The following is a 17,381-nucleotide window of genomic DNA, read 5'->3' as shown; positions in this document are numbered from 1 at the left end:
CCGTGGCGGTATTGGCATGACCTCGCAGCGTACTCGCGAGCGGCTGATCCAGCGCCTCTACGAGGAAGGGGTGTCCAACGCCAAGGTGCTGGAGGTGATTCGCCGCACCCCGCGCCACCTATTCGTCGACGAGGCCCTGGCGCACCGGGCTTACGAAGACACGGCGCTGCCGATCGGGCACAACCAGACCATCTCTCAGCCCTTCATGGTGGCGCACATGAGCGAGCTGCTGCTGGAGGCGGGGCCGCTGGACAAGGTACTGGAGATCGGCACGGGTTCGGGCTACCAGACGGCGATCCTGGCGCAGTTGGTCGAACGGGTGTTCTCTGTGGAGCGCATCAAGGTGCTGCAAGACCGGGCTAAGGAACGCTTGGTAGAGCTCAATCTGCGCAATGTGGTGTTCCGTTGGGGCGATGGCTGTGATGGCTGGCAGGCGCTGGCCCCCTACAATGGCATCATCGTCACTGCTGTGGCTGCTCAGGTGCCGCAGGCGCTTCTCGACCAACTGGCGCCCGGTGGACGCATGGTCATCCCAGTCGGCCCGGCTGGCGAGGTGCAACAGCTGATGCTGATCGTTCGCGAAGAGCATGGGTTCACCCGTCGCGTGCTTGGCCAGGTGCGGTTCGTACCGCTGCTCAACGGCCCATTGGCCTGATCCGGCACGAATATTTGCACCCGCAACGAATTCCTGCGCTGCGGGCCTGTCTATCAGGCGGGGCCTAAGCCCTGCCATTGCGGCTTGGCTCGGTTATAATTGCAACAATATTGCATTTCACATCGTCTTATCGGTTTATCGGTTTTTGGCACCATGAGGGGAGCGCGGGTGGGGCACACAGGCATCGGGCAGCGCAAGGATGGGTCGGTTTTCAAGCTTCTGGCGATTGCACTGGCCGTGGGCGCCCTGCTCACGGGTTGCTCCAGCACAGGCTCCAGCGGTGCCCGCGTGGTCGACCGCAACGCAGCTGCGGCCAAGCGCCCCGCTGTGACGACGGGGCAATACATCGTCAAGCCTGGCGACACGTTGTTCTCCATCGCATTTCGTTATGGGTGGGACTACAAGGAGCTCGCTGCACGCAACGGCATCGGCGCCCCGTATACCATTCGTCCCGGCCAGGCGATCCGTTTCAGCAGTGGGTCCTCCAGTAGCACCACGGTGGTTTCCAACCCCTCATCCTCCAGCAAGACTACGGTCATTCGTCGCCCTGCCGGCGGGCCTATCAACCCTCCCCAAAGCGGCGGAAAGTCGACGCCAACAACGCCTGTTGCGCCTACGCCGGTGGTTGCCACGGTGCCCGCCGCAGAGCGCGCGGTGGGTAAATGGGCATGGCCGGCCAATGGCGTGCTGATTGGAAAATTCGCTTCAAACGGTAGTTTGAATAAAGGCATTGATATCGCCGGTGATTTGGGACAGCCTGTTTTTGCTGCGTCTGATGGTGCGGTGGTCTACGCCGGGAGTGGTTTGAGGGGCTACGGCGAGCTGATCATCATCAAGCACAGCGATACCTACGTCAGTGCCTACGGTCACAACCGCAGGCTGTTGGTTCGGGAGGGGCAGCAGGTCAAGGCGGGGCAGTCGATTGCTGAAATGGGGTCAACGGGCACTGATAGGGTGAAGCTGCATTTCGAGATTCGCCGTCAGGGCAAACCCGTCGATCCGCTCCAGTTCCTGCCACGTCGTTGATCGTTGTACCTGGCCTGTTCCTCTGAAGTAGAGGGGACGGGCTCCTGCGTTGCCAGGGAGACAGGCGTCGCATGAGTCTGAGTTCGAACTCAGCAAAGGACTATAACAATGGCTCTGAGTAAAGAAGTGCCGGAGTTTGACATCGACGATGACGTCCTCCTGATGGAGACGGGCATCGTTTTGGAAACGGATGTGGTGTCAGACGAACCTGCTGTACCTTCGGTTCGGACCAGAGCCAAAACAGGCTCTTCGCTCAAGCAGCACAAGTACATCGACTACACCCGAGCGCTCGATGCCACTCAGCTGTATCTCAACGAGATCGGCTTCTCGCCGCTGCTCTCGCCGGAAGAGGAAGTGCACTTTGCGCGCTTGTCGCAAAAGGGTGACCCCGCCGGCCGTAAACGCATGATCGAAAGCAATCTGCGCTTGGTGGTGAAAATCGCCCGGCGTTATGTCAACCGTGGCTTGTCTCTGCTCGATTTGATCGAAGAGGGCAACCTGGGCTTGATTCGGGCAGTGGAGAAGTTCGACCCGGAACGCGGCTTCCGCTTCTCGACCTACGCGACTTGGTGGATTCGCCAGACCATCGAGCGGGCGATCATGAATCAGACCCGCACCATCCGCTTGCCTATCCACGTGGTCAAAGAGCTCAATGTCTACCTACGTGCCGCGCGGGAGCTGACGCAAAAGCTCGACCACGAACCATCGCCGGAAGAAATCGCCACACTGCTGGAAAAACCGGTTGCAGAGGTCAAGCGCATGCTTGGCCTCAACGAGCGGGTATCCTCGGTGGATGTTTCGCTCGGACCGGACTCGGACAAGACGCTGCTCGACACCCTGACTGACGATCGCCCGACCGACCCGTGCGACCTGCTGCAGGATGACGATCTGTCGCAGAGTATCGACCAGTGGCTGGGTGAGTTGACCGACAAACAACGCGAAGTGGTGGTGCGTCGCTTTGGCCTGCGGGGGCACGAAAGCAGCACATTGGAAGATGTGGGCTTGGAGATTGGCCTTACCCGTGAGCGCGTGCGACAGATCCAAGTGGAAGGGCTCAAGCGCCTACGCGAAATACTTGAGAAAAACGGCCTGTCCAGCGAGTCACTGTTCCAATAAGCCTGGCATCACCGTCCGCAAAACGCCTCGATGACCTCGGGGCGTTTTTGTTTGTGTTGCCTGGCGCTGCAGGCGACACATGCATGGAGGGCTAGCTCGGTTTTTGAGGTGCAAACATGTGAATGGCGCTACCACTGATTCATCGCGTGTAAGCTTTTGCTTACTCTTTATGTAAGCCATCAGTGCAACTGCCAGTAAATCAAAGGCGTTTTCAGCTAGAGATTTTTCGTATCTATTTGATTTTCAGCGATTTTTTAGCTGTGTGGAAGTGTGTCCCCAGTAATATTCAGAGAGAAGCTGCAGTTGCCTGCTTTGGGGAACTCGCTAGTATTCGAACTGTGCACACGGACATGCACAGGTTCTCAGGGAGAGAGCCAAGGACATCGCAAGAAGCGATTTCATCAGGACGATGTTTGGGACAAGCAGGGACTACGGAAAAAATGTGGGCGGGTCAAACCGCCCCTTTTTTTTGCCCGTAATAAACGAAAAAAGGCCCTTTGCGGGCCTTTTTTGCTCTGGGCGTTTAGCGCTCCAGGTCGGCGATCTTGCCAGGCTTGCCATCCCACTCTTCGGCGTCCGGCAAGGCCTCTTTACGCTCGGTGATGTTCGGCCAGACCTCAGCCAGTTCGGCATTGAGCTCGATGAAATTCTCCATGCCAGCGGGGATCTCGTCTTCCGAGAAGATCGCCTGGGCCGGGCACTCAGGCTCGCACAGTGCACAGTCGATGCACTCGTCCGGGTGAATCACCAGGAAGTTCGGGCCTTCGTAGAAGCAGTCCACCGGACAGACTTCCACGCAGTCGGTGTATTTGCATTTGATGCAGTTGTCGGTGACGACGAAGGTCATTTCTAGTTCTCTCCTCAGGCGACGGCGGCGGCCCTTCCTCTCGGGGCCGCGCGGTGTGCGGGCATGTGGCTGCAGGCCAGGCTAATAACCTGCAGCACCAGCAAACCGCGGCGGATTCTACCAGCTTGTAGTGGGCGCCGTTATAACAGGTTCTTTAGTTGATATAGCGTTTCGATAGCTTGACGCGGGGTCATGTCATCCAAGTCCAGCTTGCCCAGCTTCTCGATGGCCGGGTGTGGCAGGCTGGCGAACAGGTCGCTCTGGTGCGGAACGTGCGGCTCGTCCTTGGCCTTTTTCGTGACCGGTGTTTCATGGGGCAGGCTGGTGGTTTCCAGCCGGCCCAGGTGCTCACGTGCGCGCAGGATCACTGGCGCAGGCACTCCAGCCAGCTGCGCCACGGCCAGGCCGTAGCTCTGGCTGGCCGGGCCAGGCAGCACATGGTGCAGGAAAACGATACGCTCGTTGTGCTCGGTAGCGTTCAGGTGCACGTTGGCCACCAGCGGTTCACTCTCCGGCAGCACGGTCAGCTCGAAGTAGTGGGTGGCGAACAAGGTATAAGCACGCAGTTGGGCCAGGCGCTCGGCGGCGGCCCAGGCCAACGATAGGCCGTCGAAGGTGCTGGTGCCGCGGCCGACTTCGTCCATCAGTACCAGGCTACGGTCGGTGGCGTTATGCAGGATGTTGGCGGTTTCGCTCATCTCGACCATGAAGGTTGAGCGCCCTCCGGCCAGGTCGTCGCTGGAGCCGATGCGGGTGAAGATGCGATCGACCAGCGACAGCTCGCAGCTGGCTGCTGGCACGAAGCTGCCGATGTGCGCCATCAGTACGATCAGTGCGGTCTGGCGCATGTAAGTGGACTTACCGCCCATGTTGGGGCCGGTGATGATCAGCATGCGCGTGCTGTCGTCCAGCCCCAGGTCGTTGGCCACGAACGGTGTGGTCAGCACCTGCTCGACCACCGGGTGGCGGCCCTGCTCGATGCGCAGGCAGGGCTCGTCGGTGAAGCGTGGGCAGTTCAGGTCGAGGTTCAGCGCACGTTCGGCAAGGTTGCTCAGCACGTCGATCTCGGCCAGCGCAGCGGCGCTGTCCTGCAGCGGCGCCAGGTGACTGATGAGGGTTTCCAGCAGCGCGTCATAGAGCATCTTCTCGCGCGCCAGGGCGCGGCTCTTTGCCGACAGCGCTTTATCCTCGAAGGCCTTGAGCTCGGGCGTGATGAACCGCTCGGCGCCTTTGAGGGTCTGGCGGCGGATGTAGTCGCCAGGTGCCTGCTCGGCTTGCTTGGTCGGCAGCTCGATGAAGTAGCCATGCACGCGGTTGTAGCCGACCTTGAGGTTGGCAAGGCCGGTGCGGGCCTTTTCACGGGCCTCGAGGTCGATCAGGAACTGGCCGGCGTTCTCGCTGATTGCCAGCAGCTCGTCCAGCTCGCTGTCGTAGCCGGCTTTGAGTACACCGCCATCGCGAATCACCGCTGGCGGGTTGTCGATGATCGCCCGCTCCAGCAGGCTGGCCAGTTCCGGATAGGTCCCGGTGATCGCGGCCAGGCGCGCCAGGTGCGGTGCCTCCAGCTCGCTCATGGCATTCTGCAATTCGGGCAGCGCGCCAAGTGCATCGCGCAGGCGCGCCAGGTCGCGCGGGCGGGCATTGCGTAGGCCGATACGAGCGAGGATCCGCTCGATATCGCCGATTTCCTTAAGCTGAGGTTGCAGCTTTTCGAAGCGGTAACCGTCGAGCAGGCAACGGATCGAATCCTGGCGTGCCTGCAGCACCTTGAGGTCACGCAGTGGGCGGTTCAACCAGCGGGTCAGCAGGCGGCTGGCCATGGCCGTCTGGCAACGGTCGATCACCGACTGCAGGGTGTTGTCCCGTCCACCTGCCAGGTTCACATCCAGCTCCAGGTTGCGGCGGCTGGCACCGTCCAGAATGACCGTATCGTCCAGGCGCTCGTGGCGCAGGCTGCGCAGGTGCGGCAGGGCGGTACGCTGGGTTTCTTTGGCGTAGGTCAGCAAACAGCCGGCAGCGCCAATGGCCAGGGTCAGCTTGTCACAGCCAAAACCTTTCAGGTCTTTGGTTGCGAATTGCTGGCACAGGGCCTTGCGTGCCGAATCCCGATCAAAGTCCCACGGCGCGCGACGACGGGCCCCGGGGCGCTTTTCGGCGGGCAGGTCGCGTGGCCAGTCGTCCGGGATCAGCAACTCGACCGGGTTCAGGCGTTCGAGTTCGGCCAGCAGGTTTTCCCAGCCCTTGATCTCCTGCACGCTGAAGTTGCCACTGGTGATGTCCAGCACCGCCAGGCCGAACAGGCGTTCGTCACCGAGCAGGGCGGCGATCAGGTTGTCGCGGCGCTCGTCGAGCAAGGCCTCGTCACTGACCGTGCCGGGGGTGATGATGCGCACCACCTGGCGTTCCACCGGGCCCTTGCTGGTGGCTGGGTCGCCGATCTGCTCGCAGATCACCACCGACTCGCCAAGCTTGACCAGCTTGGCCAGGTAGCCTTCCAGCGAGTGGAACGGGATGCCGCACATGGGGATGGACTGGCCGGCCGACTGGCCGCGCGCGGTCAGGGTGATGTCCAGCAGTTTCGCGGCTTTCTTTGCATCTTCGTAGAAGATTTCGTAGAAGTCGCCCATGCGGTAGAACATCAGCTGGTCCGGGTGCTGATTTTTCAGCTTCCAGTACTGCTGCATCATTGGGGTGTGTGCGGAAAGATCAGACATTCAGGGCCTTACAGCGGGTGATCTGGTTGGCGATTTTCAAACCGGCAATGGTACAGGCTTTTTCAAGCAGATGCAGGCGGGCCAGGTGCATTGCATTTATGCGCGCGCGGCTGCATTATGCACGCTATGCAAATACGCAATGTAGCCACTGTACTCAGACAATTGCTCGACCGCCACGGCCTGTCCCCTACAGAGCTGTACCGGCGCACGGGCGTCCCGCAATCGACCCTGTCGCGTATCCTGGCTGGCAAAATAGTCGATCCTTCAGACAAGCACGTGTCGAAAATTGCCGACTACTTCGGCGTGACCACCGAACAACTGCGCGGTCGAGCCGAGCTGGGCGAAACCCGCGAGGCGACCTTGCCCGCCCACGGCCATGCGGACCTCAGCGATATCAGCCTGTGGGATGATGAAACCCCCGTCGAGGACGACGAGGTGTCTGTACCTTTCCTACGTGAGGTCGAATTGGCAGCTGGATCAGGAAGATTCGTCATCGAAGAAAGCGAGCGAGCGCGGCTGCGGTTCGGTAAACGCAGCTTGCGCCACAACGGCGTGCAATTTGACCATGCCAAATGCGTGACGGTGCGGGGTAATAGCATGCTGCCGGTGTTGCGCGATGGCGCGACAGTTGGAGTCAATACAGGCAAATGCTCTATCGGCGATATCATCGATGGCGATCTTTATGCCATCAACCATAACGGCCAACTGCGAGTGAAACAGGTCTATCGGTTACCTACCGGCATCCGCCTGCGTAGTTTCAACCGCGACGAACACCCCGACGAGGACTACAGCTTCCAGCAAATGCAGGATGAGCAGATCAGCCTGCTCGGCCATGTGTTCTGGTGGGGCATGTACGCCCGCTAACAGCCTTTCTCCATAAAAACCCGCTACGGCGGGTTTTTTTTCGTCCGCAGAAAAGCCCTACAAGGCAGGCGGCGCATAGCCTGCATGCACATGAGCAAAATCTAATGCATAAAAATAGTGAGAAATGCATTGACTGCATATGCACTAATGCATAGCCTGTGTCTCAAGCCGGACAGAAACCGGTTGTTACACAGGCAGCGATGGACAGGCCTCAACTGTCCAGAGGGTTGGCAACTGGCCCGGGTGTGCAGCGTAAAGCACCACGAACAGTTATCCGGCGGGCAGGCGGCCGCGGTCGGAGACACCAATTTGAAGCGCAACCGCATGGCGTCACCAGTCGTGGCCTGCGGTTGAACCAACGCATTACTCAAAGGCCTGGCGAGCCGGGCCTTTTGGAATGCCGAGTGTTTGAACAATACCCAACAAACCCGCCTGCTGGCCCTGCCAGCGGGCATCCATACAGGAGACAGGACAGTGACGAACGAGCAACAAGCGTTGCTGGAGATGCCGCTCTGGCTGGTGATCGTCCTGGCATTGCTGGGCGGCCTGAGCGGTGAAATGTGGCGGGCAGACAAGGCCGGCGCCACCGGTTGGTCGCTGCTGCGACGCCTGGCGCTGCGCTCCGGGGCCTGCATGGTCTGCGGCGTATCGACGGTAATGCTGCTGTATGCCGGCGGCTTGTCGATCTGGGCGGCCAGTGCATTTGGCTGCATGACTGCGGTCGGCGGCGCCGATGTCGCCATGCGGCTGTATGAACGCTGGGCGATCCGGCGCCTGGGCTTGCGCGACAGCACGCAAGCCGACGAGCGATAAGGAGAATATGCATGAGTGAACTGACCACTTTGCACGCGGCAGTGACAACAACTATTCGTGAGGCGATGCCGGAGCTTGCGTCGGTAGATGCCTATACCGCTGTAGGAAATGCCCCGGAGAGACCGGCGCTGCGCCACGGCATCGTGCAAATGACGGCAGATGCAGCGCCGCGCGATGGCCGCTCGGTGCTGATCGCCACCTTCGAGGCGGACATCACCGCCGACAGCGCCAACCCCGAGGCGCGGCTTCAGGGCAGCCTGCTGGCCGCACAGTTGATGGATCTGCTGCGCCAGCAGCATTGGGCACTGGATTTCGTCGAAGCCAGCCGCAATGTCCAGGCGCAGTTCGAGGGCAGCGCCTGGACCGTGCGCTGGGACCAGCCGGTGCTGCTGGGTGAGCCTCGCTGGAGTTGGCCGGACCAGCCTCCGGGCAGCCTCGTGTTGGGTTTTGCGCCTGAGATCGGCCTGGGTAATGAAGCGCGTTACATTGCACCCGAGGACCTTTCATGAGCTACGTCAGCGCCATGCACGACCGCATGCTGGCATGCCTGATCATTCCCTGCCGGGTAGTGGCGGTAGACCTTGCCGCTGCCCGGGTGCGTGTGTCGGACGGCAGTGGCTGGACCAGCGCTTGGTTGCGCTGGCATGCCCAGGCGGCCGGCCAGGCGCGGCACTGGCGGGCGCCCAGCCTGGGGGAGCAGGGCGTGCTGCTCAGCCCCAGTGGTGAGCCTGCCCAAGGCACCTTTCTACCCGGCCTGTATGGCAATGCCGGCAATGCGCCGGACAACCGCGAACAGGTCGAGGTCTGGCGGTTCGCCGATGGCGCATCCCTCAGCTACGACTGGCAGGCGAGCCACTATGACATTCAGCTGCCTGGCGGCAGCGTGAGTATCAAGGTTGGCTCCAATAGCGTGCTGGTCACCGACGCGTCGATCAGCCTACAGGCCCCAGCGATCAATCTCACAGGCAAGGTCACGATCGACGGCCCGCTGCAGGTCAGCGGCGACATCAACGGCGGTGGGCGGATCATCGATACCGCCGGCAACACAGCCAACCACAAACATTGAATAGAGCCCGCCCATGCGGGCTTTCTTTCATCTCAGGAGAATGCCATGCATAGCCATGAACAGGGCGGTGCACCGTGATCGGCATGGACCGTCGCACCGGCCAGCCACTGAGCGGCATCGATCATCTGCGCCAGTCCATTGAGGACATCCTCAGCACACCGCAAGGCAGCCGGCGTATGCGTCCGGAGTACGGCAGCCAGTTGCGGCGTTTCGTCGACCTGCCGGTCAACGAGGGCTGGAAAAGCGCCGTGCAAGCGGAAGTGGCCCGCGCCTTGGGCCGGTGGGAGCCGCGCTTGCAGTTGCAGCGGGTCAAGGTGGTGGCGGTGCTCGATGGTCAGGTGAGTCTGGCCTTGAGCGGCCGCTATCTGGGTGATGAAGCTTTGGTAGAGGTGAGCGTATGAGTCAGGTGGATCTGTCCAAGCTGCCAGCGCCGCAGCTGCTTGAAGACCTTGATTACGAGGCACTGTACCAGGCTGACCTCGAGACCTTTCGCGATTACCTGGGCGAGGCCTGGAACGCCAATCTGGAGAGTGATCCAGTCACCAAGCTGCTGGAGGTGGGCGCCTATCGCAAGCTGCTCAACCGGGCCCGTATCAACGATGCTGCAAAGTCGCTGTTGTTGGCTTACGCCCAGGGTGGCGACCTAGACCAGCTGGCTGCGAACGTCAGCCTGCAGCGCCTGGTTATCCAAGCGCAGGACCTGACCAGCGTCCCGCCCGTGGAGGCGGTACTTGAGGCCGACGATGCCCTGCGTGAGCGGATCCAATTGGTCTATGAAGGCCTGACCACCGCCGGGCCACGTAACAGTTACATCCTGCATGCCCGCAACGCATCGGGGCAGGTGGCTGACGCCACCGCCGAAAGCCCGTCGCCGGCCGTGGTGGAGGTAACCGTACTGAGCCTGGAGGGCAACGGCCAGGCCAGCGCCGAGTTGCTGGCACAGGTGGCGGCCTACCTCAACGACGACGACATCCGCCCGGTTGCCGACCGGGTCAACGTGCGCAGCGCTCAAGTGCTGCCCTATCGCATAGACGCCGTGCTCTACCTGGCGGACAACGGCCCGGAGTACGAGGCGATTCTGGCCGAGTGCCAGCGGCGCCTGGCCGCCTGGATCAACCCGCGCCGGCGGCTGGGCGTACAAGTGGCACGCTCAGGTATCGATGCACAGCTGCATATCGACGGGGTGAGCCGGGTCGAGCTCAATGGCTGGGCCGACATACTGCCCAGCAAGGCCCAGGCAGCCTGGTGCAGCGGCTTTACGTTGAAGCGAGGTGGCTGACATGCAGAGCCTATTGCCGCTCAACCGCACAGCGTTGGAGGGTGCCATTGAGAGAGCAGGCGATGAAGACCTCAAGGTCAGCCTGCGCCAGCTCTATAACCCAGACACCTGCCCATCGGCCTTGCTGTATCAGCTGGCGTGGGCGTGGTCGGTAGATCGCTGGGATGAAGGATGGACTGATGACGTCAAGCGGTCAGTTATCAAATCGTCGTTCTATATCCATAAGCACAAAGGAACGATTGGCGCTCTGCGGCGCGTGGTTGAGCCGTTCGGCTATCTGATCGAGGTGGTCGAGTGGTGGCGGACGTCGCCTCAAGGTGCCGCCGGAACCTTCGCGCTCAAGGTCGGCGTATCGGACTCCGGCATCAGCGACGCCACCTACCGCGAGCTGACGGCATTGCTCGACGACGCACGGCCGGTAAGCCGGCATATGGTCGGCCTGGAAATCAGCCTGGAAACCATCGCAAAGGTGTACCTGGGTATGAACATCAGCGACGGCGACATCTGCGAGGTGTATCCGCCCATGCAGCGAGACATCGAGGTCATTGGCGTGATTGGGCGCGGTGGCCGTGAGACAACAATCGACACACTGGAAATTGCACATGGTTGACCAGAACTCCCAGTTCTACGCGATCCTCACGAATGTGGGCGCGGCCAAGCAAGCCAATGCTGATGCCTTAGGCATTGCTTGGAAAATCACACACATGGGCGTGGGTGACGCCAACGGCGCCGACCCTACCCCTGATGCCACACAAACCCGATTGATCAACGAGTGGCGCCGGGCGCCGCTCAATCAGCTCAAGGTCGATGATAAAGACGCTTCGATCATCATTGCCGAGCAGGTAATTCCAGCCGATATCGGCGGTAAATGGATTCGCGAGATCGGTCTGTACGACGAAGCTGGCGACCTGGTGGCGGTGGCCAACTGCGCGCCGACCTACAAGCCCGTGCTCTCGCAGGGTTCAGGGCGCACTCAAGTGCTGCGCATGAGCCTGGTGGTCAGCAGCGCCGCTAATGTGCAGTTGAAGATTGATCCCAGCGTGGTGCTGGCTACCCGCGAATGGGTTACCGAGGAATTGGCGCGCCAGGACTTCAAGCACTCAGTATTGGCGGCCACTACGGCCAACATCGCCCTTAGCGGCCTACAGACCATCGACGGCGTGCCGTTGACGGCCGGTGCTCGAGTGCTGGTGAAAAATCAGACCACAGCCAGGGATAACGGCCTTTATACGGTAGTGCCGGGCGCTGCCTGGAGCCGTTGCGACGATGCCAACAGCAGTGCCAAGGTTACCCCCGGCCTGCTGGTTTTGGTGGAGAAGGGCACGGTCAACAGCGACAGTGCATGGCAGTTGGTCACCGACGCGCCGATTACCCTGGGGGTTACGGCGCTGTCGTTTGAAATGGCGTTCGGTCGTAGTGGCGTGGCGGCCGGCACTTACCGCAGCGTGCAGGTCGACAAGTACGGCCGCGTGGTGGCGGCGACCAACCCGACTACGGTCGCGGGATATGGCATCACGGATGTTTACACCAAGTCCGAAACCTTCTCTCGCGCTGAAACTACTTCGGCGATTGCGACGGCGGTGGCCAGTGCTGTGGCCGGTCTGGTGGATTCTTCGCCTGCGGCTTTGGACACGCTGAAAGAGCTGGCGATGGCTATCGGCAATGATCCGAACTTTGCCACTACTATGGTCAACGAGTTGGCGAAGAAGGCGCCGCTGGTCAGTCCAGTTTTAACCGGGGACCCTAGAGCTCCGACGCCGAGCGTTGGCGACAATGACACCAGTATCGCCACCACCGCATTTGTTCAGGCTGCCATGGCGGCGTTTGGAGTCGGTACTCAAAGCCCGGCCCTAATCACTGATTTGAATTTAGCCACCTCTGGCGGGTTTTGGAGGGCGGCAGGCGGTGCGGCTAATAGCGTGGGTACGGGGGCAGTCACCGGTTTCACTGTTCCTTATAACGGCACCGGCTGTCTGCAAATACTCAGCCAATTGACTGCTGCCGGGAGTCCATTGCACTGGCGGTCGCAAGTGGCTGGAGTGTGGTCCGATTGGACTCCGTTCGCCGGGCTTTTATCTCCGGTTTTAACTGGGGACCCGAAAGCGCCCACGCCGCCTGTGGGAGACAGCGACACTAGCATTGCAACTACCGCTTTTGTGCAAGAGGCAATGAAGGCTTTCGGGCTTGGTCAGAACAAACTAGCCACCTCGGTTGCCGATATTGACGACCCCACGCTGGCAACGGGTTGGTATCAGGTGGGTTCGGTCACTACAGGAAACAAGCCGGAGACTTTCGGTATCCTTCTTGTAAGCAGCCGCAATAGCGTGAATGCAACGACCGGACGAATTAACCAGATTTTCTATCGGACGGATGGGGCTGTCTGGGCCGCATGGGGGCGAGTCTGGAAGGCAGGTTTTGGAGGTTGGTCGGATTGGTCGACTCAGGCAACATTGGAATCGCCAGTTTTCACGGGTGATCCGAAGGCGCCTACGCCCTCTACTGGGGACAATGACACTAGCGTCGCCACAACGGCGTTTGTTCACAACACCCTATCTTCGTTCGGCATGGGCACTGGGACTGCGGCTGGGGTTGGCGCCGGCACAACGCCGGAACAGTTCGCCGCTCTCCCTGCAGGTAACTATTACTACCAGGCATCGGTTAGCCCCTATCCCGACTTTGCCTTTGTGATGCGCTGCAAATATCAGACTACGCGCGGCTTCGAATTGGCGAACATCCCCTACCAAGATCGATTCTTTGGCCGCGCGAGTAACGCTGACGGCACATGGCGAGCGCCGATTGAGTTGGCAAAAGTTGCTAGCCCTGTTTTAACAGGCGATGTGGGTGTGCCAACTCGCATAACGACGGATCGGTCGGCGAACGCAGCGAGTACGCAATATGTCGCCAACCTGTTGGCATCGTTGGGATGGGGTACGCCTGATCTTTTAGACCTGGCAACAGGAATTGACCTAAACACCTTGAACGTGGGCGGATCCTATCAAGTCAATGGTGCAGCGAATGGGCCAGCTTTCCAAAGCGGCATCCTATTTGTGGTTGGCACTAATGCGCAGTACTACACACACCAATTGTTCTTCCCGCAGAACGTGAACAAAATTTTTCATCGTTGCTCCTACGGTGCAACAAATGGTGTAGCCAATTGGACGGCGTGGGAAGAGGTGCCGACTCTCGACAGTGTTTTGTCGGCGATCAGCAACACGTCACGTAGTTTCAGGCCGCAGGCCGCCGTCGGATTGGCGACCAGTCAGTCGTTGAACACAACGACTCATATGGGTGCGTTATTTCAGTTCAATGCCAACGCTTTAACTGTGACGTTGCCTTCCTCGGTAAACGTAACTGCCGGCACAGTTGTGACGCTCCGCAATCCCCGCGCTTCGACGCAAACCTTGACGGTGGCGGCTGGCAAGATATCTGAAGAAGACGGGACCAGTGACAAGCTAACGCTGCAGGCCTACGAGTGGATTGAGCTGACGTCCTCCGGAAGCAATTGGTTTGTCTCGGCGCGAGGCAAAGTTAAGGAAGTGGCGACGCTCGATCAGCTCAACTCGGCAATCGCTAGTGCGACTCCGCCCGGCATGGTAGGACATTTCGCGCTGACTGCACCACCGCCTGGCTGGCTCAAGCGAAATGGTGCCGCTGTATCGCGCACCACCTACGCGGCGCTGTTTGCCGTCATCGGCACTCAATTTGGTGCCGGCGACGGCTCGAGTACTTTCAATCTGCCGGATGACCGCGAGCTTATTGACCGTGCATGGACAGATGGCCTCAACTCGGCTGACGCGGGGCGGGCGCTGTTCTCGGCTCAGGCCGGCCAGAACGCTTCGCATACACATACAGGTGTGGCCACTAGTGCAGGTGCGCATTCGCATACGGCGAGCTTCGCGCGAGAGCGAATTGCGGCTGAGTTTTTAACCGAGGGCGGAAACGCCGTTGTTGGCGATCAGATGAGCGACGGCATTCAAACCGTCACCACGTCAACCTCAGTGAATCACACTCATGGGCTGACCATTAATTCAAGCGGCGGCAACGAAACCCGCATGGCCAACCGGGCTTACTTAGCCTGCATCAAATATTGAGGTAACCATGACAAGAGTTCTTGAGCTGATCGAACCTTCAGCACCGCAGGAGCCATCAGTGGCACTGCCTTGGTGGCAGCAGCCGGGCACAGAGCCGCCAAAGGTATGTAATGTGCACAGGGGTACCGGCGAGTATCTCTGCGCATCAGAGGCCGATCCCAGCCCGCTTGAACCTGGCATCTGGCTAATCCCCGCCCACAGCTACCAAATCGACCCACCCGAGCTTAAAGCTGGCGTTGCCGCCTTGATCAACCGTGACAGCAACGGCTGGGAAATCGTCCCTGACCACCGCGGCGCCACGGTTTACACCACCGACACCGGCGAGCCCCGACAGTGGCTTGCGCTGGGCGACTTGCCAGAGGGCTACACCCTCCAAGCCCCGTCGACAGAATTCGACACCTGGGAAGGCGAACAGTGGGTGCCAGACGAGGCCGCCATTGCCGAGGCGGCGCGGGTTGTGGCGTACCGCAAACAGGCGCTGGCCACCCAGTACTCAACAGAATGCATCGGCACGCTGCAAGATGCCGTCGACCTCGAAATGGCCAGCGAAGCAGAGGTGGCAGCGCTCACGGCCTGGAAGGTCTACCGCGTTGAGCTCAGCCGTATGGACATTACCGCCAAGGTTCCAACCGCTGATGACTGGCCAATCAGCCCCAACGACGAAGCGCTGGCCGCCTGGCTCACTTCGCAACTTACCTGAGCGCCCCGCACCCGCGGGGCGTTTTCTTTTCCGCTGTAACACAAGGCCCCGCATGCGGGGCTTTCTCATATCTGGAGCATGAATCTATGAGTGTCTTTTTTCACGGCGTGACCGTAACCAACGTCGACACCGGCGCGCGCAACATCGCGCTGCCTTCTTCCTCGATCATCGGTCTGGTCGATACCTTTACCGAAGGTGCCGATGCCAAAGCCAAGGCCAACGAACTGCAGCTGATCACCAGCGAGCGTGAAGCCGTCGCCGCCTTCGGCGAAAACGCCGCCATCACCAAGGCCTGCCGGGCCATCTACAACCGCGCCAAGGCAGTCATCGTCGCCTGTGGCGTAGCCAAGTTGGACGATGCTGCCGAGCAGACCGCAGCGATCATCGGCAGCGTACAGGCCGATGGCAAGCGCACCGGCCTGCAAGCGCTGCTCGACGGCAAGAGCCGTTTCAATGCCCAGCCGCGTCTGCTTACCGCACCCCGCCATAGCGCCACCCAAGCAGTTGGCACCGCACTGGTCGCGCTGGCTGACAAACTGCGCGGCATCGCCATCATCGACGGCCCGAACACCACCGACGAAGCGGTCATCGACTATGCCGAGAACTTCGGTGCCAAGCGCGCCTTCATGGTAGACCCCGGGGTGCAGTACTGGGACAACGGCGCGCAAGCCACCGTTGATGCCCCAGGCTCGGCCTGGGTCGCCGGGCTGTTCGCCTGGACCGACAGCGAGTACGGCTTCTGGGCCTCGCCATCGAACAAAGAGTTCGTTGGCATCACCGGTACCACCCGCCCGGTGGAGTTCCTCGATGGCGACGACAGCTGCCGCGCCAACCTGCTGAACAACGCCAACATCGCCACCATCATTCGCGATGATGGCTTCCGTCTGTGGGGCAACCGCACCTTGTCCAGCGACCCGAAATGGGCCTTCGTCACCCGCGTGCGGACCATGGACATCGTCATGGACGCGATTCTCTACGGCCATAAATGGGCGGTCGACCGCGCCATCACCGCCACCTACGTCAAGGACGTGACCGAAGGCCTGCAGGCCTTCATGCGCGACCTGAAGAACCAGGGCGCGATCATCAACTTCGAGGTCTTCGCCGACCCGGAGCTGAACACTGCCAGCCAGCTCGAACAGGGCAAGGTGTACTGGAACATCCGCTTCACCGACGTGCCACCTGCCGAAAACCCCAATTTCCGCGTTGAAGTCACTAACCAGTGGCTGACCGAAGTTCTCGATTCCGCCGCTTAAGGAGCGCATTTACATGGCAATGATTCCCGAAACCCTGGCCAACCTGAACCTGTTCGTCGATGGCGTCAGCTTCCAGGGCGATGTACCCAGCCTGACCCTGCCCAAACTCACCCTGAAAATGGAAGAACATCGCCCCGGCGGTATGGACATGCCGGTCGAGATGGACCTGGGCATGGAGAAGCAGGAAGCTGCCTTCACCACCACCGGCGTGCGCCGTGAGGCCTTGAAGTTCTTCGGCCTGGCCGACGGCAGCGGCTTCAATGGCACCTTCCGCGGTGCTTTCAAAGGTCTCAAGGGCAAGATCAACCCAGTGGTGGTCACCCTGCGTGGCACCTTGAAGGAAATCGACATGGGCGACTGGAAGTCCGGCGACAAAGCCGAGATCAAGCACAGCGTCGGCCTGACCTACTACAAGCTCGAAGTCGATGGGCGCCTGGTCTACGAGATCGACGCCCTGGGCATGAAACGCGTCATCGATGGCGTCGACCAACTGGCTAGCCAGCGCGCTGCGCTGGGCCTGTAAGGAGGCGACCATGGCACAAGCGAAACCGCAGCCGAAGTGGCTGACCCTCAGCCCCGACCGTGTCACCGTGCGCCTTTCGCGACCCAGTGAGGCCAATGGGATTCAGGTCGATAGCCTGTCCCTGCGCGCGCCCACCGTACGCGATATCCGCAACGCCCAGGCCGGCGGTGGGGGCGATGATGAACAGCGTGAACTGAACCTGTTCGCATCCCTGGCCGAGGTCGGTATCAAAGACCTCGAAAGCCTTGCCTTGAAAGATTATGGCCGCCTGCAAAGCGGCTATTTTCGCCTGGTGCAGGACGACGAACTTTGATCCGGCCCGGCAGAAGGCCGCTGCCAAGCGGCTGGCCAAGGAGCTGAACTTTTCCGCCAGCGAGCTCATGACCATGTCGTACAGCGACATGGTCTGGTGGCTCGCGCCCTGAACAGGAGGA

Annotated in this window: 17 protein-coding genes and 1 pseudogene; 16 read left to right on the top strand and 2 right to left on the bottom strand. The window is 60.6% G+C overall.

Annotation, left to right across the window (positions count from 1 at the left end; genetic code table 11):
- Positions 1 to 16: 16 nt before the first annotated feature.
- The 3 genes from J5M56_RS06055 (at position 17) to rpoS (ending at position 2,797) form a co-directional block, all read left to right on the top strand.
- Positions 17 to 655, top strand: a complete 639-nt coding sequence (locus tag J5M56_RS06055) for a protein-L-isoaspartate(D-aspartate) O-methyltransferase (protein ID WP_186478724.1) — start codon at positions 17 to 19, stop codon at positions 653 to 655.
- Positions 656 to 823: 168 nt separating this feature from the next.
- Positions 824 to 1,681 carry a peptidoglycan DD-metalloendopeptidase family protein gene (locus tag J5M56_RS06050; protein WP_186478723.1) on the top strand — a complete coding sequence of 286 codons (858 nt, stop codon included), beginning with the start codon at positions 824 to 826 and terminating at the stop codon, positions 1,679 to 1,681.
- A gap of 108 nt (positions 1,682 to 1,789) precedes the next feature.
- Positions 1,790 to 2,797 (top strand): RNA polymerase sigma factor RpoS, encoded by a 1,008-nt coding sequence (rpoS, locus tag J5M56_RS06045; protein WP_060479506.1) that lies wholly within the window; start codon positions 1,790 to 1,792, stop codon positions 2,795 to 2,797.
- Between the two features lie 523 nt (positions 2,798 to 3,320).
- Here the strand turns inward: rpoS and fdxA are convergent.
- A complete protein-coding gene (gene fdxA / locus J5M56_RS06040) occupies positions 3,321 to 3,644 on the bottom strand; it encodes a ferredoxin FdxA (protein WP_060479505.1) in 324 nt (107 codons plus the stop codon).
- A gap of 140 nt (positions 3,645 to 3,784) precedes the next feature.
- A complete protein-coding gene (gene mutS / locus J5M56_RS06035) occupies positions 3,785 to 6,358 on the bottom strand; it encodes a DNA mismatch repair protein MutS (protein ID WP_060479504.1) in 2,574 nt (857 codons plus the stop codon).
- Between the two features lie 126 nt (positions 6,359 to 6,484).
- Between mutS and J5M56_RS06030 the strand changes: the two genes are divergently transcribed.
- The 13 genes and pseudogenes from J5M56_RS06030 to J5M56_RS05975 all read left to right on the top strand — a co-directional run bounded on the left by J5M56_RS06030 (position 6,485) and on the right by J5M56_RS05975 (position 17,260).
- The gene (locus tag J5M56_RS06030; protein WP_060479509.1) at positions 6,485 to 7,222 is read left to right on the top strand and encodes a S24 family peptidase; all 738 of its coding nucleotides are present in this window, start codon (positions 6,485 to 6,487) and stop codon (positions 7,220 to 7,222) included.
- A gap of 474 nt (positions 7,223 to 7,696) precedes the next feature.
- Entirely contained in the window at positions 7,697 to 8,035 is a 339-nt protein-coding gene (locus J5M56_RS06025; protein WP_060479503.1) for a phage holin family protein, read from the top strand.
- 11 nt (positions 8,036 to 8,046) lie between these two features.
- Complete coding sequence (locus J5M56_RS06020; protein WP_207870295.1) at positions 8,047 to 8,544, top strand: hypothetical protein; 498 nt, start codon at positions 8,047 to 8,049, stop codon at positions 8,542 to 8,544.
- Positions 8,541 to 9,101: a phage baseplate assembly protein V gene (locus J5M56_RS06015; protein ID WP_207870292.1), complete on the top strand. Its 561-nt coding sequence runs from the start codon at positions 8,541 to 8,543 to the stop codon at positions 9,099 to 9,101. Before J5M56_RS06020 ends, J5M56_RS06015 begins: the two co-directional genes overlap by 4 nt.
- Positions 9,102 to 9,175: 74 nt before the next feature.
- Complete coding sequence (locus tag J5M56_RS06010; protein WP_060479500.1) at positions 9,176 to 9,502, top strand: GPW/gp25 family protein; 327 nt, start codon at positions 9,176 to 9,178, stop codon at positions 9,500 to 9,502.
- Positions 9,499 to 10,380, top strand: a complete 882-nt coding sequence (locus tag J5M56_RS06005; protein ID WP_186478705.1) for a baseplate J/gp47 family protein — start codon at positions 9,499 to 9,501, stop codon at positions 10,378 to 10,380. The genes J5M56_RS06010 and J5M56_RS06005 overlap by 4 nt, the downstream gene beginning before the upstream one ends.
- A gap of 1 nt (position 10,381) precedes the next feature.
- On the top strand, positions 10,382 to 10,990 hold the full coding sequence (locus tag J5M56_RS06000; protein ID WP_060479498.1) for a phage tail protein I: 609 nt from the start codon (positions 10,382 to 10,384) through the stop codon (positions 10,988 to 10,990).
- Positions 10,983 to 11,780 (top strand): annotated as a pseudogene (locus tag J5M56_RS26720) (phage tail protein); the annotation flags it as partial. The gene J5M56_RS06000 and the pseudogene J5M56_RS26720, both read left to right, overlap by 8 nt.
- Complete coding sequence (locus J5M56_RS27225) at positions 11,781 to 14,471, top strand: tail fiber protein (protein WP_347709418.1); 2,691 nt, start codon at positions 11,781 to 11,783, stop codon at positions 14,469 to 14,471.
- Positions 14,472 to 14,478: 7 nt separating this feature from the next.
- Entirely contained in the window at positions 14,479 to 15,171 is a 693-nt protein-coding gene (locus J5M56_RS05990) for a tail fiber assembly protein (RefSeq protein WP_207870286.1), read from the top strand.
- A gap of 86 nt (positions 15,172 to 15,257) precedes the next feature.
- Positions 15,258 to 16,424, top strand: a complete 1,167-nt coding sequence (locus J5M56_RS05985; protein ID WP_207870283.1) for a phage tail sheath family protein — start codon at positions 15,258 to 15,260, stop codon at positions 16,422 to 16,424.
- Between the two features lie 13 nt (positions 16,425 to 16,437).
- A complete protein-coding gene (locus J5M56_RS05980; RefSeq protein WP_186478702.1) occupies positions 16,438 to 16,947 on the top strand; it encodes a phage major tail tube protein in 510 nt (169 codons plus the stop codon).
- Positions 16,948 to 16,957: 10 nt separating this feature from the next.
- Positions 16,958 to 17,260, top strand: coding sequence for a phage tail assembly protein (locus J5M56_RS05975; protein WP_060479493.1), 303 nt, complete (start codon positions 16,958 to 16,960; stop codon positions 17,258 to 17,260).
- Positions 17,261 to 17,381 lie beyond the last annotated feature (121 nt).

It is taken from the genome of Pseudomonas sp. 51_B, assembly GCF_017491595.1.
Taxonomy (GTDB): domain Bacteria; phylum Pseudomonadota; class Gammaproteobacteria; order Pseudomonadales; family Pseudomonadaceae; genus Aquipseudomonas; species Aquipseudomonas promysalinigenes.
Note: the sequence above shows the minus strand (reverse complement) of the source record. Positions and strands in the feature narration are given on the sequence as shown.